The organism is Sporosarcina gallistercoris (assembly GCF_014836415.1).
In the GTDB taxonomy this organism is placed as follows: domain Bacteria; phylum Bacillota; class Bacilli; order Bacillales_A; family Planococcaceae; genus Sporosarcina; species Sporosarcina gallistercoris.
The window spans coordinates 1-21,012 of sequence record NZ_JACSQY010000014.1; the positions used below are offsets into that span (position 1 = coordinate 1).

20 protein-coding genes and 1 tRNA gene are annotated in these 21,012 nt (G+C 46.4%); 1 reads left to right on the top strand and 20 read right to left on the bottom strand.

Annotated features, from left to right (window positions below; genetic code table 11):
- Positions 1-303: 303 nt before the first annotated feature.
- From lysS to H9659_RS14235, 12 genes are all read right to left on the bottom strand, one after another.
- Positions 304-1,794 carry a lysine--tRNA ligase gene (gene lysS / locus H9659_RS14180; protein WP_191691765.1) on the bottom strand — a complete coding sequence of 497 codons (1,491 nt, stop codon included), beginning with the start codon at positions 1,792-1,794 and terminating at the stop codon, positions 304-306.
- Positions 1,795-1,979: 185 nt separating this feature from the next.
- Complete coding sequence (gene folK, locus H9659_RS14185) at positions 1,980-2,495, bottom strand: 2-amino-4-hydroxy-6-hydroxymethyldihydropteridine diphosphokinase (RefSeq protein WP_191691767.1); 516 nt, start codon at positions 2,493-2,495, stop codon at positions 1,980-1,982.
- A complete protein-coding gene (gene folB, locus H9659_RS14190) occupies positions 2,492-2,860 on the bottom strand; it encodes a dihydroneopterin aldolase (protein ID WP_191691770.1) in 369 nt (122 codons plus the stop codon). The genes folK and folB overlap by 4 nt, the downstream gene beginning before the upstream one ends.
- Before the next feature lie 11 nt (positions 2,861-2,871).
- Entirely contained in the window at positions 2,872-3,723 is an 852-nt protein-coding gene (gene folP, locus H9659_RS14195; protein WP_191691772.1) for a dihydropteroate synthase, read from the bottom strand.
- Between the two features lie 129 nt (positions 3,724-3,852).
- Positions 3,853-4,779: a cysteine synthase A gene (gene cysK / locus H9659_RS14200; protein WP_191691774.1), complete on the bottom strand. Its 927-nt coding sequence runs from the start codon at positions 4,777-4,779 to the stop codon at positions 3,853-3,855.
- Between the two features lie 130 nt (positions 4,780-4,909).
- The gene (locus tag H9659_RS14205) at positions 4,910-5,842 is read right to left on the bottom strand and encodes a peptidyl-prolyl cis-trans isomerase (RefSeq protein ID WP_191691870.1); all 933 of its coding nucleotides are present in this window, start codon (positions 5,840-5,842) and stop codon (positions 4,910-4,912) included.
- Positions 5,820-6,707 (bottom strand): Hsp33 family molecular chaperone HslO, encoded by an 888-nt coding sequence (gene hslO, locus H9659_RS14210; RefSeq protein WP_191691776.1) that lies wholly within the window; start codon positions 6,705-6,707, stop codon positions 5,820-5,822. The genes H9659_RS14205 and hslO overlap by 23 nt, the downstream gene beginning before the upstream one ends.
- On the bottom strand, positions 6,704-7,486 hold the full coding sequence (locus H9659_RS14215; protein ID WP_191691778.1) for a type III pantothenate kinase: 783 nt from the start codon (positions 7,484-7,486) through the stop codon (positions 6,704-6,706). Before H9659_RS14215 ends, hslO begins: the two co-directional genes overlap by 4 nt.
- A 108-nt stretch (positions 7,487-7,594) precedes the next feature.
- The gene (gene ftsH, locus H9659_RS14220) at positions 7,595-9,601 is read right to left on the bottom strand and encodes an ATP-dependent zinc metalloprotease FtsH (protein WP_191691780.1); all 2,007 of its coding nucleotides are present in this window, start codon (positions 9,599-9,601) and stop codon (positions 7,595-7,597) included.
- A gap of 129 nt (positions 9,602-9,730) precedes the next feature.
- Positions 9,731-10,273 carry a hypoxanthine phosphoribosyltransferase gene (gene hpt, locus H9659_RS14225; RefSeq protein ID WP_191691782.1) on the bottom strand — a complete coding sequence of 181 codons (543 nt, stop codon included), beginning with the start codon at positions 10,271-10,273 and terminating at the stop codon, positions 9,731-9,733.
- A gap of 52 nt (positions 10,274-10,325) precedes the next feature.
- Positions 10,326-11,747 carry a tRNA lysidine(34) synthetase TilS gene (gene tilS, locus H9659_RS14230; RefSeq protein ID WP_191691786.1) on the bottom strand — a complete coding sequence of 474 codons (1,422 nt, stop codon included), beginning with the start codon at positions 11,745-11,747 and terminating at the stop codon, positions 10,326-10,328.
- A gap of 9 nt (positions 11,748-11,756) precedes the next feature.
- Positions 11,757-14,177, bottom strand: coding sequence for a SpoIIE family protein phosphatase (locus H9659_RS14235; RefSeq protein WP_191691788.1), 2,421 nt, complete (start codon positions 14,175-14,177; stop codon positions 11,757-11,759).
- A gap of 270 nt (positions 14,178-14,447) precedes the next feature.
- Here H9659_RS14235 and H9659_RS14240 point away from each other — a divergent pair.
- Positions 14,448-14,521: transfer RNA gene (locus tag H9659_RS14240), tRNA-Met, on the top strand.
- 574 nt (positions 14,522-15,095) lie between these two features.
- Here the strand turns inward: H9659_RS14240 and H9659_RS14245 are convergent.
- From H9659_RS14245 to spoVT, 8 genes are all read right to left on the bottom strand, one after another.
- Positions 15,096-15,521 carry a S1 domain-containing RNA-binding protein gene (locus H9659_RS14245; RefSeq protein WP_039043135.1) on the bottom strand — a complete coding sequence of 142 codons (426 nt, stop codon included), beginning with the start codon at positions 15,519-15,521 and terminating at the stop codon, positions 15,096-15,098.
- A gap of 129 nt (positions 15,522-15,650) precedes the next feature.
- On the bottom strand, positions 15,651-16,070 hold the full coding sequence (locus H9659_RS14250; protein WP_191691790.1) for an FtsB family cell division protein: 420 nt from the start codon (positions 16,068-16,070) through the stop codon (positions 15,651-15,653).
- A gap of 56 nt (positions 16,071-16,126) precedes the next feature.
- Positions 16,127-16,594 carry a spore cortex biosynthesis protein YabQ gene (gene yabQ, locus H9659_RS14255; RefSeq protein WP_191691792.1) on the bottom strand — a complete coding sequence of 156 codons (468 nt, stop codon included), beginning with the start codon at positions 16,592-16,594 and terminating at the stop codon, positions 16,127-16,129.
- Positions 16,591-16,887, bottom strand: a complete 297-nt coding sequence (yabP, locus tag H9659_RS14260; RefSeq protein WP_191691794.1) for a sporulation protein YabP — start codon at positions 16,885-16,887, stop codon at positions 16,591-16,593. Before yabP ends, yabQ begins: the two co-directional genes overlap by 4 nt.
- Before the next feature lie 85 nt (positions 16,888-16,972).
- A complete protein-coding gene (locus H9659_RS14265) occupies positions 16,973-17,263 on the bottom strand; it encodes an RNA-binding S4 domain-containing protein (protein ID WP_191691796.1) in 291 nt (96 codons plus the stop codon).
- Positions 17,250-18,722, bottom strand: coding sequence for a bifunctional methyltransferase/pyrophosphohydrolase YabN (locus H9659_RS14270; protein ID WP_191691798.1), 1,473 nt, complete (start codon positions 18,720-18,722; stop codon positions 17,250-17,252). Before H9659_RS14270 ends, H9659_RS14265 begins: the two co-directional genes overlap by 14 nt.
- Before the next feature lie 4 nt (positions 18,723-18,726).
- On the bottom strand, positions 18,727-20,322 hold the full coding sequence (locus H9659_RS14275) for a putative polysaccharide biosynthesis protein (protein WP_191691800.1): 1,596 nt from the start codon (positions 20,320-20,322) through the stop codon (positions 18,727-18,729).
- A gap of 123 nt (positions 20,323-20,445) precedes the next feature.
- Positions 20,446-20,982, bottom strand: a complete 537-nt coding sequence (gene spoVT / locus H9659_RS14280; protein WP_191691802.1) for a stage V sporulation protein T — start codon at positions 20,980-20,982, stop codon at positions 20,446-20,448.
- Between the last annotated feature and the right edge of the window lie 30 nt (positions 20,983-21,012).

Below are 21,012 nucleotides of genomic sequence, written 5' to 3' on the forward strand. Positions count from 1 at the left end.
GTTCCGCCGGCAGAACCGGTTTCCCAAACGATATTTCGTTGACATTTTGCTGTTCAGTTTTCAAGGTTCATAGTGTTTCTGTTGTATGCGCCAGTTGTTTTGGCAACTTTTATATAATACCACACTGTATAATCCGCGTCAACCAATTTTTTAAAGTTTGTTTCGCGTAAGCTGCAACACATAAATAGTTATGTGAAAAGCAACGTGTTCAAATATACCACGTGCGGAAAACTAACGCAAGTATTTTCTTCTAAGATAAAAGAAGCGTATCTCGATGAACGAGATACGCTTCTTAATTTCAGGTCAGTCTTTCGAACGCATTTGCGGGAATAGCAATACATCACGGATTGATTGAGCATTTGTCAGGAGCATGACGAGTCGGTCAATACCGATTCCAAGCCCGCCTGTTGGCGGAAGCCCATACTCTAATGCTTCAATGAAGTCATCATCCATTTCATGCGCTTCATCATTCCCTTGTTCTTTTTCCACAAGTTGAGCTTCAAAACGTTGACGTTGGTCAATCGGATCGTTTAGCTCCGTGAATGCATTTGCATGTTCACGACGTACGATGAACAACTCAAATCGATCTGTAAAGCGACCATCTTCTGGGTTTTTCTTCGCAAGTGGTGAAATTTCAACTGGATGGCCATAAACAAACGTTGGCTGAACAAGCTGCTCTTCCACTTTTTGCTCAAAAAATTCATTCAGTACATGGCCTACTTCCATAGTCGGTTGAACTTCCACTCCATGCTCCTTGGCTAGTGCATGCGCTTCATCTTTCGTCATTTCTGTCCAGAAGTCCACGCCTGTATATTCCTTCACCGCATCCGCCATGTGCAGACGTTTCCAACCAGGAGACAAATCAATGATGTCTTCTCCATATTGCACTTTCGAAGTGCCTAACACTTCTTCAGCGATATGTGCGATCATATTCTCCGTCAATGCCATGATATCGTTATAGTCTGCATATGCTTCATATAGTTCAATCATCGTAAATTCAGGATTGTGGCGCGTAGAGATCCCTTCGTTTCTGAATACACGACCGATTTCATATACTTTTTCTAATCCGCCAACAATGAGACGTTTCAAATGCAGCTCAATCGCGATTCGCATATATAATGTCATATCTAACGTATTGTGGTGTGTAATGAATGGACGGGCAGAAGCTCCACCGGCAATTGAATGCAGCATCGGTGTCTCAACTTCCAAGAAGCCTTGTCCATCCAAATAACGTCGCATCGATTGAATGATCCGGCTGCGTAAGATGAATGTCTCTTTACTGCCTTCTGTAGAAATCAGATCCAGGTAGCGCTGGCGGTAACGTTGTTCAATGTCCTGCAAGCCGTGGAACTTCTCAGGAAGCGGGCGTAACGCTTTTGATAAAAACGTAAACTCCGTCACCTTAATGGATAGTTCACCGACCTTCGTCTTGAAAACAGTCCCTTCAATTCCTACGATATCTCCAAGATCCGCCATCGTGAATAACTTGTACGTATCTTCCCCAATTGCATCTTGACGTACATAGATCTGAATCTGGCCACCAAGATCTTGAATATGTGCAAATCCAGCTTTCCCTTTACCACGCTTCGTCATAATACGGCCCGCAATTTTAGCAACATGCGGCGTTTCATCTAATTCTTCCTTAGATAACTCGCTATACGCTTCAATTAGCTCATTCGATAAATGAGTGCGCTCAAATCGTGCTCCGAATGGATCGCGTCCACCGTTACGAATCTCTTCCATCTTCTGGCGTCTCACCTGAAGTTGGTCATTCAACTCTTCTATATTCGACATCCTGTTCACTCCTCTGAATTGTTCATACGCTATTCGCCTATTATAGTCTTATTGTACACAATCTCAGCCTGTAAAAAAAGGCGCTGGATAAGCTGCTCCAAAAACCCATCAGGCAAGACTTCCATATATCGTTCATTCATTATCCATCACTTCTTATCAACAGAGTTTTAAATCCATCTACAGAGTCAGTTGCACTGACGGGAGCCCGCGTACTCTTCTGCTGTTTTCCACAATTTCACACCGTCATCATGCATTGCAGGCTCTTCCCGAAATGGACGTCCCTTTACCGGATCTATACACTCTGGCGCCAGTTCTGTTAGGGGTATTAACACAAATGCCCGCTCTCGCATACGAGGATGTGGAACAGATAGTGTCTCCGACTCAATCCTGTCGCTATTATACAGCAAGATATCGAGATCTGCTGTTCTCGGCCCCCAACGTATCGTCCTCACTCTTCCCAGCTCCATCTCGATGCGTTGGCATTCAGCTAGTAACTCAAGAGATTCAAGTACCGTCTCCACTCGGACAACCATATTTAAAAAGTCCGGCTGATCCGTAACCCCTACAGGCGCCGTCTCATAGATGGAAGACGTTTCAACCGACGCAATCCCATCCGTTGCACAAAGGGTAGTCACTGCAAGCTTCAAAAACTCTTCACGATCCCCCATGTTCGTCCCGATGGATATAAATGCTGTATTCATGATAACCGACCTCGTTCAATTTCAACCGACACAGATGAATAATGTCCAGGAATCGGCGGATCCGGTTTCACGACCAGTACTCGAACACCCGATACCCGGCCTTTGTAATCCGCTAGCAGTTTCACCGCAATCCGCTCCGCAACCGCTTCAATGAGCTTAACCGGCTCCCCTTCCACAATGGACTGGACAACAGAATACGCTTCCGCGTAGTTCACCGTTTTGGATAAATCGTCATTTGTTCCCGCCTCAGCCAAATCGACAGCCATGGATACAGTCACCGTAAAACGCTGTCCAAGAACAGTTTCTTCAGAAAGTGCACCATGATAGCCATAAAACTGCATTTCATTCAAATGTATAAAGTCCATCTGTGTTCCCCCTAAATCCTAATTTTCTGCTTACCTGTCAGCACATCCATCATGCGCACCATACGGGCGATCGCCTTCACATCATGGACTCGTACAATATGACACCCATGTTCAATACCATAGCAAACAGTCGCCCCGGTCCCTTCCATTCGTTCCTCAACAGGCAGGTCCAGTACTTTCCCAATCAATGACTTTCTCGACGTCCCGAGCAGTACAGGGTATCCCAGCTCCGAAAGTCGATCCAAACATTGCATCGCTGCAATGTTTTCATTCAAATCTTTTGCAAACCCGATACCAGGATCCAACCAAATATTACACTCCGCTACCCCTGCATTTCGCGCAATCGCAATACTCCCTTCGATATCCGTGATGAATTCATCTCCAAAGTTGCCTTCATAGATAGCCTGTTCTCTGTTGTGCATCAAAATGATCGGAGCACCGTACTGTTTTGCAACGTCAGCAATCCGAGGCTCACGTTTCGCGCCCCATACATCATTAATAATATGAGCACCTGCTTTCAGTGCCTCTTCTGCAACAGCTGCTTTATATGTATCAATTGAAATTGCACAATCCAATTCTTTTGCCAGCACTTCTATCATCGGGATCGTGCGTTGTAGTTCTTCATCTAACGAAACAGGTGTATGACCAGGTCGCGTAGACTCCCCACCAATATCGATAATCTTTGCTCCGTCCTTCAGCATCTCTGCAGCACGGCCAAGCGCTGCGTCCATATTGCTGTATCTCCCGCCATCTGAAAACGAATCCGGCGTTACATTCAATATTCCCATGACAACCGTTTCTTTGGAAAAATCGATGTCCGTTCCACCCAGCCGGTAAGGTTTTTTTGCATAATCCAATTCCACTGCATACACCTCTTTCTCCGCTATTCATCCTTAAACAGCTTTTTGTATCAGTTTACCGGTTACTCTCTCAATTTCCTACTGGAACGACATAAAAAAGAGGAAGCATTTACGCTCCCTCCCGTTTCTTCATTATTCTTCTTCAAATTGGTAGAGCGGCGTACTCAAGTAACGCTCACCATTCGAAGCCAAAATCGCAACGACGGTTTTCCCTTTCCCTAGTTCCTTGGCGGCTTTCAGTGCTGCAAACACAGCTGCACCAGATGAAACTCCGCCTAATATTCCTTCTTCTTTCGCCAACTTGCGTGCATACTCGTAAGATTCGTCATTCGTCACTTGTGTGATTTCATCATAGATATCGGTATCAAGCACTCCGGGAATGAATCCCGCGCCAATTCCTTGAATTTTATGGGGTCCTGGCTTCCCTCCCGAAAGCACGGGAGAGTCTGTCGGTTCAACCGCAATGATTTTCACGTCCGGGAATCGTTCTTTCAAGACACTGCCGACTCCTGTAATTGTACCGCCAGTGCCGACCGCTGATACAAATGCATCGACGCGATCGAGAGCATCTGCAATTTCAGGACCAGTTGTCAGTCGATGTACTTCCGGATTTGCTTCATTGTTGAATTGTTGGGGGAGGAACCATCCATTTTCCTTAGCCATTTGTTCGGCTTTTGCGATGGCGCCCTTCATCCCCTCAGATCCGGGTGTCAAAATAAGATCTGCGCCATATGCGCGCAGCAAGTTTCTGCGTTCCAGACTCATCGTGTCCGGCATCACAAGCACTGCTTTGTATCCCTTAGCAGCTGCAATCATTGCCAGCCCGATACCTGTATTCCCGCTCGTCGGTTCAATCAAGGTGCCACCTTCTTGCAACTCCCCTGATTTTTCGGCCGCTTCGATCATCGCTAGTGCTATGCGGTCTTTCACGCTGGAGCCCGGGTTGAAGTATTCCAGTTTCAAATAGACGTCAGCATCATTCGGGCCCACAAGACGATTCAGCTTCACCAAAGGCGTTTGACCGACTAAATCTGCAACAGAGTTTCCTACTTTCTTCATTTCCAACACTCCAATCCCTAGTTAATAGGTAGGTTTTATAATGTATTCAGTTTACAAGAGAAATGTGCCATTTGTCAAACTATACAAATCTACGCGGAATACAAAAAGCCCCGCTGCGAGAGCGGAGCTTTTACTTTCCATAGAACCAGTGCGCATCGAACTCTTTCCAGAATGTTTCCGGTGTAACCGATTGGGAGAGTTGCTGCAGAGCCAGTTCTCTACGTATATGTTCTTTTACTTCTTTCAGTTTAAACGAACGCCCTTTAAGAACATCGCGAACTTCTACAATGGCATACGTGTCGTCTGCAAGTCTGAACACATCACTTACACGATCTTTTTTCAGCTTTTCTACGGTTTTCAGGATCGCCGGATCAATCTCCTCCGTACGACTACTGATGTATCCGAGGTCGCCGCCGATAGAAGCGGAAGATGGATCGACTGAACGTTCTTTCGCGAGAACGTCAAAACTCGATCCCCCCTCCAATTCTTTGAGCGCTTGCTGTGCTTCTGATTCCGTGGATGCAACAAGCAAAGAGGTACGGTACGTCGTAGGGATTTCAAACTGATCCTCATTCTCGTTGTAATACGCTTTTACTGCTTTGTCGTCGATCACTATATCTTTCGTCAACACACGGTTCAGGATGAGTTCAGAACGCACTTTCCTACGCATCTGATCGGCGTCCAGACCTGTATAAGCTTTGCCGTCGAGCGAGGAGAGCAATGCCAATTCACGGTCGACGTCTTCATCGGAGACGTCAATTTTATATTCAGCAGCCGCCGTTTCCATGACCCTGTCATTCACTAAGTCCAGCAACACTTCACGGCCAACCTTTTTTTCCATTGCCGTCATCCATTCCTCACGTGTGATTGGTTTTCCAGCAACAGATGCCACTTCTTCACCAGCTTTGAATGGACTTTCTGCTTTGTCAGGTATAAGCCAGCCAATGAACCACAAAAGATTAGCCGCCGCTAAAATCGCAATCAGCAGCACAAGAGGCTTGGTTTTTAATCGGCGCTTCTGGGGCTCGTTCGCACCCCGATTACGATCCAGACCGGATTTCATCGACAAAGTCCTTTAACTCTTCTTTTGAATAGACATACTTTTCCAAGCAGAAATGGCATTCTGCCTCGGCCTGTCCATCCTCATTCATCATTGTAATGATTTCATCTTCCCCTAAGCTCTTGATCGCGGTTCCAAAACGTTCTTTCGAGCAGTTACAATCAAAGGCGACCTCCATCTGGTCGACGACTCGGACGTTTTCCTTCCCAAGAACTTCTTCCAAGACTTCTTCAGGTGTCAGTCCGCGGTCAATCATTTTAGAAATCGGTTCCATCTGACTGATACGCTGCTCTAATTGCGTGATGGTTTCATCCGTAGCACCCGGCATCACTTGGAGGATGAATCCTCCTGAAGCTTTTACTGTGTTATCCGGGTTGACCAGCACCCCTAGCGCAACAGCAGATGGCACTTGTTCCGAAACAACAAAGTACTGCGTGAAGTCTTCTGCAATTTCCCCAGAGACAATCGGAGTTTGCCCAGTGAACATATCCCGTAACCCGAGGTCTTTGACGACCGTGAGCATCCCTTCTGTTCCTACAGCGCGACGGACATCCAATTTCCCTTGCGCATTCAAGTCGAAATGCGTTTGCGGATTAAGTGCGTATCCGCGGATATGCCCTTTTGCGTTGGCGTCTGTCACAATTGCACCAAGAGGACCGTTTCCGTCCACTTTCACCGTCAACTTGTCTTCACCTTTCATCATAGCGCCCATCATGACCGTCGCAGTCATTGTACGGCCAATCGCAGCAGTTGCAGTGGGCCATGAATTATGACGACGCTGCATTTCACCTACTGCTTCTGTAGTTCTGGCGGCGTACGCACGAATTGTGCTGTCAAACGCTAGCGCTTTTATAAGATAATCATTCATTTTCCATTCTCTCCTTGTTGGTTACGTTCATAGATCAGTTTTAACCCTTTTAATGTGAGATAGTCATCCACTGCATCGATTACATCCGTCTCTTTGGCGATTAGTGGAGCCAGTCCTCCTGTAGCGATAACAGTTGGTACTTTCTTGCTTTCCGCTTTCATCCGGCTCACAATCCCCTCGACTTGCCCGACATACCCGTATAAGATACCCGCCTGCATTGCAGACACTGTATTCTTGCCAACGACGTGGTCCGGACGCGTCAATTCCACGCGAGGTAATTTAGATGCTCGATCGAACAGCGCTTCCATGGAGATGTTAATACCCGGAGCAATTGCGCCGCCCATGTATTCAGCATGTTCGTTCACATAACAATACGTAGTCGCTGTACCAAAATCGACAATTATGAGCGGACTGCCATATTCGTGGATCGCAGCTACTGCATTGACGATACGATCTGCCCCGACTTCACGAGGGTTTTCGTATTTGATGTTAAGTCCCGTTTTCACACCAGGTCCAACGATGACCGGTTCCTGTTTGAAGTATTTTTTACACATCTGTTCAAGCGGGAACATCACAGGTGGCACAACGGACGAAATGATAATACCAGTAATATCAGTAAACTCCAGTCCCACGTGTGTAAATAGGGACTTCACTTGCATAGCATATTCGTCTTCTGTTTTTTGTCGGTAGGTTTCCATCCGCCAATGGTGTTTCAACTCCGCGCCTTCATAGACACCGAGCACAATATTCGTATTACCTGTATCTAAAACTAAGAGCATGACTGATTCCTCACTAACCTCAATAGTCTTTTTTCCCTCACATCATACCACATATCATTTCAAAAAAAACAGCTGGCTGTCTTTTGACGGACAGTCAGCTGGATATTATTAATCTCTTCGTTTTTCGTCAATCGAGTCAAGCGGCTCGTTTGTTCCTTCGCTATTCGGTAAATCACCGACAGAAGGATCTGCAGGAGCTCCCGTAACATCTGGATTCGCCTCAGTCGATTCACTTTCAGTACCTTCGCCGACTTCCTTACGCCCATAAGGACGATCCGGAAGTGTACCGTGGTCTTTCAAGTGATTGATTTGTTCTGCATCGAGCGTTTCCACTTCCAGAAGCGTCTTCGCAATCAAATCGAGCAAGCTGCGGTTTTCAGTAAGAATCCGTTTTGTACGCTCATATTCCCCTTTAATGATTGACTGCATTTCCTGGTCAATTTCATAAGCGATGGAATCTGAGTAGTTCTGTTCGGAATTGAAGTCACGGCCCAGGAAGACGTTTCCGCCTTGCGCTTGACCAAACTGCATCGGTCCGAGCTTATCGCTCATTCCGTATTCCGTCACCATGGAGCGTGCAATACCTGTTGCCCGCTGGAAGTCATTGTGGGCACCCGTAGACACTTCACCGAGGACGATTTCTTCAGCCACACGTCCGCCAAGAAGTCCAGCGACCTTGTCGAGGAGTTCAGGTTTCGTCATGAAGTAGCGGTCTTCTTTAGGAAGCATGACCGCATAACCGCCCGCTTGCCCACGAGGTACGATTGTAACTTTATGCACGATTTCAGCATCATCGAGTATCAATCCGACAACAACGTGACCTGCTTCATGGTTCGCAACAATCTTACGCTCTTTCTCGGAAATGACACGACTTGTCTTCGCAGTACCTGCAATAACACGGTCTGTCGCTTCGTCGATGTCTGCCATATCGATTGTTGTTTTGTTGCGTCGCGCTGCAACTAGCGCCGCTTCGTTCAAGAGGTTCTCAAGATCTGCACCCGAGAATCCTGGTGTCCGCTGAGCAAGTGCTTTCAGGTTTACCGTTTCGTCAAGAGGCTTATTACGAGCGTGCACTTTAAGCACCGCTTCACGGCCTTTGACATCTGGACGGCCTACAGTGATTTGACGGTCAAAACGACCTGGACGCAGTAACGCCGGGTCCAGAATATCCGGACGGTTTGTTGCTGCTACGATGATGATGCCTTCGTTTTCACCAAAACCATCCATCTCAACGAGCAACTGGTTCAACGTCTGTTCACGCTCATCGTGTCCGCCGCCAAGGCCAGCGCCACGTTGACGTCCAACAGCGTCAATTTCATCGATGAAAATAATACAAGGAGCATTTTTCTTCGCATTCTCAAACAAGTCTCGAACACGGGAAGCACCGACACCGACAAACATTTCAACGAAATCAGAACCTGAAATCGAGAAGAATGGGACGCCTGCTTCTCCAGCAACTGCACGAGCCAGCAAAGTTTTACCGGTACCTGGAGGTCCTACTAGGAGGATACCTTTAGGAATACGTGCACCGACGGCAGCGAATTTACGAGGATCTTTCAGGAAGTCGACCACTTCGACCAATTCCTGCTTCTCTTCATCCGCACCTGCTACATCTGTAAAGCGAACTTTCTTGCGGTCATCGGTATGCAATTTCGCTTTGCTTTTCCCGAAATTCATGACCTTCCCGCCACCACCGCCACCTTGAGCTTGGTTCAACAAGAAGAAGAACAAGATGATGATAATGATAAATGGCACTAGGCCGGTAAAGAATGAAACCCAAGCGCTCGTTTCCGGCGTTGGTAAAATGTCAACTTCCGCGTTCTTTGCAAGTGCAAGATCACGAATATCGTTCATTGTCATCTCATCATTCATTGGAACATTCGTAGTGAATTTTTCATCGTCTTTCGCGTTTTTCATCTGCCCTTTAACTTCTAACACTAATTGGACAGGTTGAATCTCGACAGATTTCACTTTTCCTTGTTCTAATGCAGTGAGAAATTCATCATAACGGATCTTTTCCATCTTAGGGTTCGGATTGTTCAGCGAACTGAAAATTCCCATGATCGCTAGAAAAATCAGCCCATATAATAGAAAGTATCGAAATATTCGATTCATCCCAAGCCTCCTCATTTCTTCAACAGAAAACTATTGACAATCTTATCACATATGCAATTTGAATCACAAAGATAATGCCTTAAGAAAAAAGTCTTATGACACTCTTTCCTCAAAGGGTTCAAAAAGCACTTACGTTGTATAAATTTCTTTCTTCAAAACCCCGATATATGGAAGGTTCCGGTACTTTTCTGCATAGTCGAGCCCGTAACCGACAACAAATGCGTCTGGTACTTCAAAGCCCACCATGTCCGCTTTCAAATCGACTTTTCTACCTGTCGGCTTGTCAAGGAGGGTGACAATCTTAATCGACTTCGCTTTACGATACTTAAATAGCTCTACAAGATATTTAAGTGTCTTTCCGCTGTCGATAATATCTTCCACGATCAAAATATCGCGGCCTTCTACACTCGTGTTCAAATCTTTGATGATTTTCACTTCGCCTGAAGAGACTGTTGCATTCCCGTAGCTTGAAACATCCATGAAATCAAGTTCTATGTATGCATCGAACCGTTTAATAAGGTCGCTCATGAATGGCAATGCACCTTTAAGCACACCAATTGCAAGCGGAAACTTGTCTTGGTATTCCTCTGTCAACTGCTTCCCGAGTTCTGCAACCTTCTCTTGTAACTGTTCTTCAGAAATCAGGACTTCTTGAATATCTTTTTCCAACATGAAAAAATTCCTCCTAGAATGTGTAAGGTTGAACAAGTAACAGCGGGTGCCGTTATTTTGGCCAGACCATCATCAGTATGTACGCCTGTTCAGCAGACGGTTTTTTGGTAAATGATTCGCTGTAACGAACGCCAGGAATGGCACAGATGTCCCCCTTCTCAGATACGATGACTGGTAGAGTGTCCCGTACCGATTGTTTTACTTTCTCATCAATCAGCACGCGGCTTACCCGTTTAGGGTGTTCCATTCCATGTATTTGAATCCGATCTCCAGTACGTCTCGATCGAATAACGGAAGGAAGTGCTCTTTCTTCCGACGGAAAATAACGCCAGTCGGTCACATCGTCTAGCGCGGACGGTTCGACAGCAGAGGACTTGCACCAACATAACTTCCACTGTCCCCATTGAACCCATTCGTTTGGCGGAAATGGAATGACCCGATCGAGCGGCCCCTCCTCCTTACGCACAAACGTCGAAACGCCATAGTCCCTTTGAAGCAACCACCTATCCGGAAGGTTGATGGACGCACTTCCGGTGTCAGCAGACAATTGACGAATGAGCTGATTCAACAAGTCGGAATTATATATCGCAGGTATAGTTTCCCCATTGTAAAGATACTTTAATAGTAGAGGAACTACCCTCTTTTGTAAAGCCGGGTGCACGGTCTGGAATTCAGCAGAATGGATAACGGGTATCCCTTTATCCGTAAAGGTTAAGAGGCGTTCCAGATGTTCTTTTGCCAGGCTCTCGAGAAGCATATTGTCTTCTTGAAGTGCCGCCGCCATACGCACGGAGTTTTCAGCTGCCGCAGGGTTTTCATCTAACAAAACAGGCACAATGTGATGTCGATATCGGTTGCGGGTATAATCATCTTTTTCATTACTCGGATCTTCTCGAAACGGAAGCTTATGCAATTCAGCGTACTCATATAAGTCTGATTTTATAAGCGACAGGAATGGCCGGACGAGCCGCCCCTCACCAAATCTTCGTGAAACAGGCATTCCTCTTGGTCTTTGACCTTTTGCCAGCTGCATTAAAATTGTTTCCAATTGGTCTTCTGCGTGGTGGGCAACTGCAAGGACAGTAAACCCTCCGCTCTGCATCGTTTCTTCAAACAGCGAGTAACGTCCCGTACGACAGACTTCTTGAAGATTCCCCCCCTGCGCTTTCAACAAATCCGGAACAGGTAAGGTTGTTCCGTAAAAAGGAACGCCAAGACGTTCGCACAGTTTCTGAACAACCTTACCATCTGTTGCAGACTCTTCTCCACGAAGACAATGATCGACATGGATGGCTCCAATTTCAATATCCAACCGCTCTCTTTGTTCGCTTAAAAAATGTAATAGGACGACCGAGTCGACTCCTCCTGAGCACGCAATAAGGACTCGGTCGTCATTATGCAACAATCGTTCCTGGCGGATGAAGGCCGGGACCTTATTGAACAGATTATCCTTCACCTGAGTCACCTCCGCCATTTTCTATCTTCATCCTACCACTTTTTGGCGAAAAAGTGAGGGTGTACGAACTTTCACACTCGACCACCTTGGTACAATGTGGTCTATTTTCATCACCAAAACTGTACGGTCATCCGCAGTGGTTTTATATTTACGTTCCATTTCCCCCATAATCCGATCTGCCAGTGCATCACACTCCAGCTCTGCATGAACCTCAAGCATGTGCCGTAACGATTTCTCTTGCTGCTCAAGCGGCACATCCCCATTAAACATTCCGTCCGTCATCATGACAATGATGTCTCCTGACTTCAATTCCTCGTTCTTGGCTTCTACTGTAAAGGATGGTAAAAAACCGAATGGAACCGCTTTGCTGTCTACACGTAAGAACTCTTCCCCCCGCTTAATGTAGGTACTCATTGAACCTGCTTTCCATGACCACAGTCTTCCGTCCTGTAAATCAACAAGTGCTAAATCCAGCGTCGCATACATATCATCCAAACCATTTAACGCCATCATATAATGCAGCGTATGCATTGCTGTCTCCGGTCCCATTTTACGATCCAAACATTCTCGCATCAACCGAATGACTTTCTGGCTTTCATAATAGGCATTCATGTCTTGCCCCATCCCATCCGATAGCAAAACTGCAGTCAAGCCATCGTGGATCGGGAACACTTCATACGCATCTCCAGCGTAAAACGAGCCCCCTCCTGCCGTCGCCATAACACCGTATTGCATGGAAAAACGGACTGCTGAAGTGAAGGTTAACTGCAAGTGGGCAAATGGCTGCTCTCTCATCAGTGCTTTTTCCACTTGAAACGGTTCTTGGTACATTTCTTCAAGTACCGGGAGGATGAGCCTTTCTGCTACGGTTGTATCTGTTTCAAAAGTGGAGCGTCTTTCCGGAATGGAACACACGATACGCATGGCGCCTTTTTCCTCCGACAAAATGTCGATTTGGAAGAAGTCAATCCCTTGAGCTCGCAAATTCTTTCCAAGCTCTTCTTCAGATGGTCGATAAATTGTTACGTCTTCTTTGATCTCATTCATCATATTCTCTAAATGGGTGCTCATATCGCGTAGTTGTAACGCGAGCATTTTCCTTCCATGTTGCAATTGTCCCATCAGCAACCTGTCTGCACCGCGCTCTTCCAATTCTTCGAGCAATCCAGTATGACGTACACATTTATAGCGGATTTTCTCTTCCACCCGATGACGGGCCGCTTTTTTCGTAGCAGAGTAAGTCGACTCCCATTCCGATAGTAAATTCGCCATGCTGTCATCCTGCGATGCCCAACATTTAGTGTAGCGGAAACAAGACCGGCACGCACTTGGTGTTTCCTGTACCTGTTCCAGTTGACGCGACTCTTGAACCGGGAACTGATCGTTCACCATTGTCGACATGAAGGAAGCAAATTGCTGGAAGTCCGTCAGTTGCTCATCCAGCCTGCGCGCTAGCCATTGCTGACGTTTTTCGGATAAATCCTGCTGCTCCGGTACAAGCACTTCCCGAACAGAAGCGAGCCGTTTCGACGGAATCAGTAGAAATAGAAGTGTTGCCGCACCTATTGTCACAAAATGTGTTTCATCAAGCGGCAGCGTCAAATCATATAATAGGAAAAAGACTGATGCAAAAAGGCCTCCTGTCGCGACACCGAGCTTCCCGAACCCTTTCATAGACCCGGCTGCAAATCCGGTCATGCCGTAAACCGTCATCATGCCCGTGAACGATAGTTCAGCCATCCCCGTTATGGCTGCAATGAGCATGGCGATTGTCGTCGAAAACAAAACGCCCCCCGTTATGGCTGCAATAAGAATCGCCGTATAGAGTAATAATCCCGGAACTGAAATGTAGCCGATGATCAGATTGTTCATTCCCGTTGTAGCCATGGCGGCAACGATACAGGCGGCACCTAGTTGTTCAGCCCGCCATGGCGTATACAGTAATTTATCCACTTGAGGAAATGCGAGAAATAGAAACACGGTCATGAGTAATGCGAGGAGAGCCTCAAAACCGATTGCAAGCTGTACATGGAGAGGCGGTTGCCCCGCATACATAATAAGTTGCCAAAATACTTGCGTGAAAATCACAGTTCCCGCAACAGTAAGCGGTACCGATTTCCGCGTGAAAGAATGTCGAATGACCAGGTTGAATAATAGCAGCTGTAAGATGAATATAATAGATTGTCCCAAACCGACGAACAAACTTCCGCTGATCCCGCCAATGAAGACCGGCAACATGTATTTCGGATAGCGCATCGCGGCAAGTGCCCAAACAGGTAAGAAAAACGGTACTGCTGCGTCGAACAACACAGCCTGTGATAAAAAGAACGATCCAATCGTGAATAGAAACGTCGTCAGCAAGTGCACTTTCCGTTGTAAGATTGACCCTAACATACCTTGAACTTGTTGCCCCAGTGTTCTCTCTGTATTGCTGCTGATCATCTTCATTTCTCATTCCCCCTATGACCTATTGCCGTTAGTATACAGGCTCGTTGTCTAATAATTTGTCTGTTCCTGACACCTGGTCCTAAAAACATTTCGACGGTTTCCGGGGATGTTTTCTTTCCGGGGAGTCTGCGTATGGATAGTGACGATTTCAGCTCGACCTCGCAAGGTTTATGGGTCGTAATTTCAAATTCACAAGAAAGTGTTGACAGGGAAACGAATAATCTGTATGATGAATAAGGTCGTGAACATCCTGTTGACGAATCATAAGACGGCGGCGTAGCTCAGCTGGCTAGAGCGTACGGTTCATACCCGTGAGGTCGGGGGTTCGATCCCCTCTGCCGCCATATAAAAATGTTTTGGAAAGGACTTGTCCCCTTGGACAAGTCCTTTTTTGTGTTTCCACCTTTGTGCACGGCGCGATTGATCATAAACCTGGAGATCTGCTCATAAATCTCGAGATCTGCTCATAAATCTCGAGATCCGCTCATAAATCTCGGAATCCGCTCATAAATCTCGAGATCCGCTCATAAATCTCGAGATCCGCTCATAAATCTCGGAATCCGCTCATAAATCTCGAGATCCGCTCATAAAGAGGATTCCCTCAACCACTCCATATAGTTCTCGATCCGTACTCATGAATTTCTCAGCCACATCGTGGGATTTTCAACAAGGAGAAACAGTTCAACTACTTCAAGGGAGTCATTTGTAGCGCTTCTCTTGTTTTTGACGAGACATCATCGCATGTGCCATCCAATCCGCGCAATATTGAATCCTCCAGCAAACCCAGCAGTCCTCACTTTTCACCACAACAAAAAAGCTGAGGGTACGCAATGCGCATCCTCAGCTTTTATCTATAAGACATTTTTTCCTGCATTGAAACAGCTTAACAGGGTCGTTTCCAACCGTTATAAAGCGTTTTTAGCCTCTGCGTGCTCCGCGTCCTCCGCGTTTCGACTCAGTTGCTCGCTTAAGTGTCGTTAGGTTTTCTTCACTTTCCTTCATGAATTTCGCCATTTTCGTTTCGAAATTCTCAGGACGCTCAGGAGGACGTCCTCCTCCTTGACGAGGGCGTGACGGTCGCTGCGGACGCTGCGGTCGTTGTTCCGATTCCGGTTTTGCTTTCCGGATCGACAAACCAATCTTGCCATCAGAACCGACGTTCATGACTTTCACTTCCACCATGTCGCCGACTTTTAAATGGTCATTAATATCTTTGACGTAGTTGTCTGCCACTTCACTGATGTGGACAAGTCCTGTTACGCCGGTCGGCAATTCAACGAATGCCCCAAAATTTGTAATCCCTGTCACTTTACCCTCTAGCTTGCTGCCTACTTCAATTGACATAAAAAAAATGCTCCTCCTTAGTATTTAAGCGGGCTTCCGTTTCAGAAGCCTAGCAACCGTTTTTACGGGTCTTGCCTGCGCAAGATTCCTACTTTCATTATATCCAACAAAAAAAGAGTGTCAATAAGACTACTCTTTTCCGTCGTCTTTTTTGTTCAAATCTTTCTTCCCTTCCGGAAGAGAAAAGATGATTTCGTTCTTGTTCGAAACGAAGTATTCCTTACGTGCCAGCTTTGCAATGTATTCTTCATCATCCAGTTTCAACAACTGCTTTTTCAGTTGTTCCTGTTCACTAGTCTTTACCGCAAGCTGTTCGATCAATTCCTGTTTTTCTTGTTGTTTTGAGGCCAACATTTTTTTCTGTTGGTGATTGTAGCTCGCAATGCCTCCGAATGTAACTACAACAATCATTGCAAATATAAGCAGCTTCACTTTAAGCCGCTTCTTTTGCTTGCGTCGCCAGTCCTCTTTTCGTTGCATGGAGCGGACATATTCAGTTTCAATTGATGCAACCGATGAGGAAGTGAACTTCCTACCCTTTTGCTCCATCTCCTGCACATCCCCTCAATTACAATTTTACAGATGTCTTAATTATATAGTATACGTTACTTTGGCTTTTTTTTGAAGTGATAACTGAAGAATCTATGATAGATGAATCGAAAGGGCTGGGAGAGCAGCAAAATAAGTGCATGAATCACGCGGAATACATACCTGATGAACCAGAATATCATCTGAAAAACCAAAAGGACCGGCCGGATGAGCAAAGCAATAATAATTCTCCCAAGGAGTCTGAAAGGTCTGTGGAATACGGTGGCATACAACAACAATCCCGATAGCTGGGCGAGCGGGTCGTACATCCGCCACGCCCCATCACGAAAAACGAACAATACAGCAAATGCGAAGCCTCCCGTAAGTAACCATCCAACTGTTTCAAGCCAGATGGCCCTTCTGCGAATAATGGAAGTCTTCCCTGTATTGGCAATACCCGTTCCAAGCATATCCATGAATGCACCTGCGATGATTCCTGTCCCCATCATTGCAAGTAAGCTCACAAACTGCGCGGATATGCTCATCCGAACAATTTATGGAGGAAATTACGTGAACCAGTCTCTTCTTCATCGTACTGAAGCGTGGCAACAGAGCCTTCGAGTGTGAGAAGTCCCTTGTCCACATCCAAGTGAACGATGCGTAATTCTTCTCCTTTAATGGTCAGCATCCCTTGCGATGTACGGACTAAGAACTCTTCCTGATCAAACCGGTCAATCGTTTTAACAGATGTAAGATCCATTCGTTTACGGTTCCGCATGGTCACGACGTGATCACCGGATGGAATTGTGTAAGCTGGACTTTCAGTTTGAATTTGCATAGTCTGTCCCCCTGTCTGATTTGTACACTGCCATCCTATGCGCGTCCAACAAAAAACATGACAGGAAGTTTCCTGTCATGTTCAATCAGTCTTCGTCATCCAAAAACTCCGGATCCACTTTTTCGAGTTTTTCTTCTTTCAAAATCGTATACATCATCGCCGCATCTTCTTTTTTCGTAGATGCCTTCAGTTCGTTCACCTTAACTGTTACGATCTTTTGGCCGAAACGGATTGCCAGTTCATTCCCCGGTGCCACGTCTGATGATGCTTTCGCTACTTTCCCGTCAATCGTAATCCGGCCTTGATCCGCCACTTGTTTCGCAAGGGTTCTGCGTTTGATCAACCGTGACACTTTTAAAAATTTATCGAGTCTCATCCTGTGTTCCTCCTTCACGTTTTGCTTGTTGCCAAAATCCTTCAAGTTCATCCACAGTATAATCGTCAAACGATCCACGACCTGCAGTTACAGAACGCTCAATATAAGAAAACCGGTTCTTGAATTTCTGATTGGCGTGCTGCATCGCTTCCTCGGGAGACAATTTTAAGAATCGTGCGATGTTCACTAGTGTGAAAAAGACATCCCCCAGCTCATCTGTCCTGGAGGCCTGAGTTCCATCTGCCACCTCGTCTTTGAATTCTCGCCATTCTTCTTCGAACTTTTCGAAGGCACCTTCAACATCCGGCCAGTCAAACCCTACGCGTGCAGCGGCTTTCTGGTAGTTGAAGGACGTCAGGAGCGAGGAGCTCGACAATGCTTGTCCGTCCAGCAACGAATCCCTCTTCGGCTTCTCTTCACTCTTAATGTCTTGCCAGTTTTTTAAGACTTCATCGGCATCTGCCACATCGGTTTCTCCGAAGACATGGGGATGCCTGCGAATCATCTTATCGCCAATCGCCTGCAAAATATCCTCCATCGTGAAGTATCCATCATCTTCACCGATTTGAGCATGCAAGAACACTTGCAACAGCACATCGCCTAGTTCTTCAATCAGATCGTTATCATCTTCACGGTCAATCGCGTCCAACACTTCATGCGCTTCTTCAATCATATACCGTTTCAATGATTCATGTGTCTGCTCACGATCCCACGGACACCCCTCAGGACTCCTCAGTTTTGCGATAATCTCACGGAATGTCTGCCATTCTTTCAAACGGTCCGTCTGTTCAACAACAGGGGGCACGTAAACCGTCGTTAAATTATCTATACGCGTTTCCCGATCCAATTCAACGAGCGGCACCGTACGCACTTCTTCAGCAGACGTACCTGCAGCCGTCACAATCGTAACTGGGTGATCGACCGCGTACTTCTCCAGCAACGTCAACTTCACATCTGACGCAACAAATGCATCATACACTTGACCAATCAGTACGTGCTGTCGCATCTGTATATCATCTTGTCTCAATTCGGTACCATCCACGAGTTGGAACCCCTCAATCGGATCAATCCGAAGTGCCGCAAAAATGGGGTCTAGGAAGCTGTTCCCCCCAGCTATTTCGAGTACTGCTTGTCCCTCTTTCTCTCGCTCAATGAGCAACTGAACCGTACGCTCCGCAACGAGCGGGTGACCAGGGACCGCATAAGTCACAGGTTTCTCTTCCGCCATCTTCAGCAGCTTTGCAACGATTTCCTCATAGACCGCTTCAAACGCGTCCTTGGATTCATACACACTATCAAAACTCACCATTTGTATACCTTCAGACTTCAATTCATCCACAGCTGGATGCTGATCTGTCCGTACAACGAGTGTCTGTGCCTCTTTCAGTTTCCGATAAACCCCAACGGACAGCTGATCCAGTTCCCCTGAACCAAGTCCTACAATCGTAATTGGATACATGCCTTCACCTTCTCTTTTTCGTCAATAATAATTGTACTCGTGCGAACCGCTTACCGAACGGTAACAAATACCAGTCCTTTTCTGCCAAAATACGGGACTTCATAACAATGATTAAGAATACGGAGGCCCCTAACATCACTGCAGGAAAGGCGGACAGCGCTGCAACTGACCTTGAGTTTCCACCTTGAGTGAAGGTGCTGATGATCCATAACCACAGCTCAACCACAACAATCATTGCAATAGTTGCAAGTAATATCCAGCCGTAGAATCTACCAGGGGCCAGTCGCACTGGCCACATTCGTTTGAAGTAGACGAGCAATCCCGCCGCTGTTACTGCAAATCCGATGTTTCCGGCCAATGCAGCTCCAGTCACTCCATAAACAGGAACGAGCAGAACGTTCGCCAAAATTTTCACTGCGAGCCCAACAAGCAGTAACAATGCTGGTATTTTCCCTGAACCTGCCCCTTGCAAGATTGCACATAACGGTAATACGAGAGACAGCCAGAATATCTGCACGCAAAACACAGCAAGTGCAAAAGATTCTTCGCTCGTTTCAAATAACAGCACATTTACTTGCGGTAACAGAGCAGCGAGTCCAACTGCCGCTGCCCAACCGAACAAAATGGCCACGCGGAAGGTCAAACGAACAAATGGCCATGCACTGCGTCCCCCAGAAACCGTTGTATGGTATGAAATGAGCGGCACAATCGCCATTGCAAGTGTTGTTGCAATGAGACTGCCTAGCTGGACAAGCGGCTGCCCTCGGTCGTAAATCCCTTTTCCTGTCATTGCAACCTCTTCATGAACGCCGGAACTCATCAATAAATTCAAAATCGTAAACGCATCCGCCATCTGATACAACAGTAAAATAAGCGAACTCGCGCTGACACTCAAACTGACCAGCGTGAGTTCTTTAATTACTCTTCGTTTATCGATAGAGAATCCGATAGCAGGTGCATTCAACGAGTTGCGGCTCCACAACGCAAGCAGTACGACGCCTGCCGTCTGACCGATGACGGCTCCCCAAACAGCGATCGTTCCAGTTTCGTATAGCGATGCTCCTGATTGAACCGCTGCCCAAGTACCAATAAGGATGATGGCAACACGAATCCCCTGTTCCCCCACACCGGAAACAGCGATGGGTACCATTTCTCCACGCGATTGGAATGTTCCTTTAAATACTGCGAGAAACGGCATGACGAGCAGTACATACGCGCCAGTCCGCAACAAGGGTGCTAACTCAGGGTCTCCCATAAGAGACGCGATTAGTGACGCTCCTGAGAAAAGGGCGACGAATGCAATGATACTTAGCACACCTAAATAGACAAAAGATAGCTTTAAAATAGCACGACGTTCTTCAGGAAGTTGTGTACTTGCCAGCAACTTGGAAATCGCAACGGCCGCTCCATACGTTGTCCAGATGATGAAAATGCCGATGAAAGGATACACTTGTTGATAAATATAAAATCCTTTGTCCCCGACCAAGTTTTGAAAAGGTACGCGATAGACAGCCCCGAGCAGTTTCACAATGAGTGCAGATATCGTTAAGATCGAGGCACCTTTCATGAATGTTTTCATAGTCCATTCCGATGCTGCCATACTGAATCCTCTTTCGTCTTGTAGATGGTGTCCATTATACCATTCGAAGCTTGAAACGACAGCATGACACGATAAGCACAAAAAAACCCGCACATCCCGAGGTTCTCAGGTTGTGCAGGTGCGTTACTGTTCCATTTGTTTGGACAGAAACAGTGCTGCGGTTTCTGCGGTTTTCTGTTCGGGCTCACCGATGAAATGGACTTTTGAAAGCAGATAAATGGCTCCAATCGTATCACCGTTTACGACAATCGGCGTAACACAATACGATTTCACTTGTTCCGTTTGTCCTGGAACCCATTCAACCGTTTTCTCCATCTTTTCAGTGATCATAGTACGCTTCGTTAACATTTCTTCTGCATCTGCGGAGATTTGACGATTCATGTAGTCTTTTTTCGCAAGTCCTGCTACAGCAATCACTTCATCCCGATCACTGATGAGCGTCGGAGTGCCGAGTGTCTGATACAACGTTTCTGCATATTCGACCGCGAATTGACCTAGCTCAGAAATCGGGGAGTATTTCTTTAAAATGACTTCCCCATCACGGTCCGTAAAAATTTCGAGTGGATCCCCTTCGCGAATCCGAAGTGTTCGTCTAATCTCTTTCGGGATGACCACTCTTCCTAAGTCATCGATTCTGCGGACGATACCGGTTGCCTTCATGCATGATGCCTCACTTTCCATATGAAATCC

Coding starts and splice junctions, on each gene's coding strand:
- yabQ (WP_191691792.1), bottom strand. CDS start 16,594: ATGAGCATATCCGCGCAGTTTGTGAGCTTACTTGCAATGATGGGGACA.
- hslO (WP_191691776.1), bottom strand. CDS start 6,707: ATGAATGATTATCTTATAAAAGCGCTAGCGTTTGACAGCACAATTCGT.
- folK (WP_191691767.1), bottom strand. CDS start 2,495: ATGAATACAGCATTTATATCCATCGGGACGAACATGGGGGATCGTGAA.
- hpt (WP_191691782.1), bottom strand. CDS start 10,273: ATGTTGGAAAAAGATATTCAAGAAGTCCTGATTTCTGAAGAACAGTTA.
- H9659_RS14270 (WP_191691798.1), bottom strand. CDS start 18,722: ATGTATCCAATTACGATTGTAGGACTTGGTTCAGGGGAACTGGATCAG.
- H9659_RS14250 (WP_191691790.1), bottom strand. CDS start 16,070: ATGGAGCAAAAGGGTAGGAAGTTCACTTCCTCATCGGTTGCATCAATT.
- ftsH (WP_191691780.1), bottom strand. CDS start 9,601: ATGAATCGAATATTTCGATACTTTCTATTATATGGGCTGATTTTTCTA.
- H9659_RS14215 (WP_191691778.1), bottom strand. CDS start 7,486: ATGCTCTTAGTTTTAGATACAGGTAATACGAATATTGTGCTCGGTGTC.
- yabP (WP_191691794.1), bottom strand. CDS start 16,887: ATGCAAATTCAAACTGAAAGTCCAGCTTACACAATTCCATCCGGTGAT.
- H9659_RS14235 (WP_191691788.1), bottom strand. CDS start 14,177: ATGAAGATGATCAGCAGCAATACAGAGAGAACACTGGGGCAACAAGTT.
- H9659_RS14245 (WP_039043135.1), bottom strand. CDS start 15,521: ATGTCAATTGAAGTAGGCAGCAAGCTAGAGGGTAAAGTGACAGGGATT.
- H9659_RS14275 (WP_191691800.1), bottom strand. CDS start 20,322: ATGGCAGCATCGGAATGGACTATGAAAACATTCATGAAAGGTGCCTCG.
- folB (WP_191691770.1), bottom strand. CDS start 2,860: ATGGACTTTATACATTTGAATGAAATGCAGTTTTATGGCTATCATGGT.
- tilS (WP_191691786.1), bottom strand. CDS start 11,747: ATGGCGGAGGTGACTCAGGTGAAGGATAATCTGTTCAATAAGGTCCCG.
- cysK (WP_191691774.1), bottom strand. CDS start 4,779: ATGAAGAAAGTAGGAAACTCTGTTGCAGATTTAGTCGGTCAAACGCCT.
- H9659_RS14265 (WP_191691796.1), bottom strand. CDS start 17,263: ATGAGACTCGATAAATTTTTAAAAGTGTCACGGTTGATCAAACGCAGA.
- lysS (WP_191691765.1), bottom strand. CDS start 1,794: ATGTCGAATATAGAAGAGTTGAATGACCAACTTCAGGTGAGACGCCAG.
- H9659_RS14205 (WP_191691870.1), bottom strand. CDS start 5,842: ATGAAATCCGGTCTGGATCGTAATCGGGGTGCGAACGAGCCCCAGAAG.
- spoVT (WP_191691802.1), bottom strand. CDS start 20,982: ATGAAGGCAACCGGTATCGTCCGCAGAATCGATGACTTAGGAAGAGTG.